The organism is Sphingobium sp. (genome assembly GCF_049304695.1).
Lineage (GTDB): Bacteria > Pseudomonadota > Alphaproteobacteria > Sphingomonadales > Sphingomonadaceae > Sphingobium.
The window spans coordinates 1-2,637 of record NZ_JBAQOK010000015.1 but is presented as its reverse complement, the minus strand read 5'-3'; the positions used below and the strand labels follow the sequence as shown (position 1 = coordinate 2,637).

At 60.3% G+C, this 2,637-nt stretch carries 4 protein-coding genes; 2 read left to right on the top strand and 2 right to left on the bottom strand.

All coding sequences use genetic code 11. The annotated features are described in order from the left end of the window. Both WA070_RS01765 and WA070_RS01760 read left to right on the top strand, forming a co-directional pair. Window positions 1-959: bifunctional metallophosphatase/5'-nucleotidase (locus WA070_RS01765; RefSeq protein WP_422632508.1), on the top strand; the 959-nt coding region annotated here is incomplete at its 5' end. Window positions 960-1,063: 104 nt separating this feature from the next. Beyond that, window positions 1,064-1,693 (top strand): peroxiredoxin, encoded by a 630-nt coding sequence (locus WA070_RS01760; protein ID WP_021236951.1) that lies wholly within the window; start codon window positions 1,064-1,066, stop codon window positions 1,691-1,693. A gap of 36 nt (window positions 1,694-1,729) precedes the next feature. On the opposite strand, the gene WA070_RS01755 is transcribed toward WA070_RS01760, so the two are convergent. Both WA070_RS01755 and WA070_RS01750 read right to left on the bottom strand, forming a co-directional pair. Beyond that, on the bottom strand, window positions 1,730-2,110 hold the full coding sequence (locus WA070_RS01755) for an ArsR/SmtB family transcription factor (RefSeq protein ID WP_182914079.1): 381 nt from the start codon (window positions 2,108-2,110) through the stop codon (window positions 1,730-1,732). Further along, the coding region (locus WA070_RS01750) for a peroxiredoxin (protein ID WP_422632507.1) at window positions 2,107-2,637 on the bottom strand (531 nt) is incomplete at its 5' end. The genes WA070_RS01750 and WA070_RS01755, both read right to left, overlap by 4 nt.

Here is a 2,637-nt window from a genome sequence, read left to right as displayed (position 1 = left end):
TCAGCAAGGGGCTTCGCTTTGTCACGGGCAATGCCGAACTGCCCGGACATATTGAACGGCTGCGGCAGGATGCCGATCTGATTGTGGTCCTGTCCCACCTCGGTTTTCCGCAGGATGTGCAACTGGCCAAGGACGTGGCCGGAATTGACGTGATCGTCAGCGGTCACACCCATAACCGCATGGAAAACGCCGTCGTCGTCAATGGGGCGATCATTTTCCAGTCTGGCTGTCATGGTTCCTATGTCGGGCGGCTCGATCTGGATGTTTCGGAAAATCGTATTCAGGGCTGGCGCCATCGCCTGATACCTGTCGATGATAGCGTCGCGAGCGATCCGGGCCTGGCGGATGCTGTCGCCGCGGCTCTCGCAAGCGAAAGGCAGTCGATGAGCGAGGTCGTCGGGCACACGGACGTCGCCCTGCATCGGTATGCGATGCTCAACAGCCCGATGGACGACCTGTTGCTCGAAGCCGTTGCCGAGGCAGCGGGAACGCCGATCGCCTTTTCCAATGGCTGGCGTTACGGCGCACCGATCGCGCCTGGACCGATCATGATGAACGACCTTTGGAACATGGTGCCGGTGGACCCACCTGTTTCGGTTGTGGACGTTACCGGCTGGGAAATCCGCGAGATGCTGGAGGAAAATCTCGAGCGAACCTTTGCGTCGGATCCGTATGAGCAGATGGGCGGCTATATCAAAAGGATGCGCGGCGTGCGGCTCGTCTTCAAGGCGGAGAATGATAAAGGCCGCCGTATTGACCGACTATATATCGACGGCGCTCAGATTGAGGAATCTGCTCGCTACACCGCCGCTTTCATTACTGCCCAAGGTGTTCCAGCGAAATTCGGCGCCAATCGGCGTAAACTGCCTATCTCGGCGATTGACGCTCTGCGTCGAACGCTTGCGAGACCATGGCTTGGGGCCGATGGCCCAGAAAGCTCAAGCACTGAACTCATATAATGCGCATCATTCATATACACGATCACAGAAAGTTATAAATTGTTCTGGTTGCTTTCGGTATCCTGCGGTAGGTGTCTGTTATCGCAATCCTGAAAGGACCCGACATGACCCTGCACATTGGCGACACCGCACCCGATTTCACCGTCGACACCCAGAACGGCCCCATCAGCCTGCATGAATGGGCCGGCGACTCCTGGGTCTTCTTCTTCAGCCACCCGGCCGATTTCACTCCGGTCTGCACGACCGAAATGGGCCGCACAGCCCAGCTTGCCGATCAGTTCGACGCGCGCAACGTCAAACCGCTCGGCCTGTCGACCGACACTGCCGACGAACACCGCAAATGGATCGAGGATGTTAATGACACCCAGAACACCAACCTGACCTTTCCCATCGTCGCCGACGCGGATCTGTCGATCGCCAAGATGTATGACATGATCCACCCGGATCAGAGCGCGACCGCAGCGGTGCGGTCGGTCTTCATCATCGATCCAAAAAAGAAGATCCGGCTGACAATGACCTACCCGATGAGCGTGGGACGCAACTTCGACGAGATATTGCGCGTGATCGATGCGCTTCAACTCGGTGACGCCAAGCGAATCGCGACCCCGGCAGACTGGCAGAAGGGCAAGGAAGTGATCATTCCTCCCTCGATCAAGGATGACGAGGCACGCGGCCTCTTTCCGCAGGGCTGGACCGAGCACCGCCCTTATCTGCGCACCGTATTGGTGGACTGAGAGTCTGATGCTGCGAGGCTCTACAGCCTCGCAGCATCATTTGCGTGGCGCGATCCGAGCGAACATGGCCGCGCCGCCGCCGGCCTGCAGTCGGGCCGCGACCGCGTCTGCACGGGATATGGCCACCGTCCCCGCATAGGCATCAAGCAAGGCGCTGACTTCAGCGATACGGGCCTGGTTGATGCGATAGAAAACCAGCTTTGCCTCGCGTCGCGTATGGACAAGGTCGGCCTTTCGCAGAACGCCGAGCTGTTGGCTGAGGCCGGGCTGCACCACATTGGCTAAGTGTTCGATCTCGCCGACCGAGCGCTCGCCATCTATGAGGGTGCGCAGCAGGGAGAGCCGCACCGGATGTGCAAGCGCCCGAAGCAAATCCGCCGCGGCCTCGAGATCAAGCGTCGCGATATCCGCCATCATGCCTGATCCTTGATCGGCGTGTAGAACCAGTCGGTGCCGGCGGGTGCTGCCAGCACGTCTGCGACATCGTGGCTTGGGACCGCGAGCAGATCACTGCCAGGCATCCAACCTTCCGGCGCCAGAGCCGATCCATCATGGACACGCTGAAGCGCGGCGACGAGGCGCAGCATCTCCTCCACGGAGCGCCCGACGCTGGCCGGATAGCAGGTCGATGCCCGCAATATCCCGTCCGGATCGAGGAAATAGGTCGTCCGCACCGCGCTGGCATCCATCGCGTTTGGGCCGACCATGCCATAGGCGCGCGCGATCTCCAGCGTCGGATCTTCGATGATCGGGAAGTCCACGACGACATCGAACCGATCGCGGATCGCGCGGATCCAGGCGAGGTGGGAAAACAGGCTGTCGACCGACAGTGCCATCAGTTCGCATCCCAGCGTCGCAAACCGGTCATGCGCGCGCGCGATCGACACAAACTCGCTGGTGCAGACCGGCGTGAAATCCGCCGGATGCGAAAAGAGCGCAAGCCA

Excerpts from the sequence above, each read along its gene's own strand:
- WA070_RS01760 (WP_021236951.1), top strand. The coding sequence starts at position 1,064 with ATGACCCTGCACATTGGCGACACCGCACCCGATTTCACCGTCGACACC.
- WA070_RS01755 (WP_182914079.1), bottom strand. The coding sequence starts at position 2,110 with ATGATGGCGGATATCGCGACGCTTGATCTCGAGGCCGCGGCGGATTTG.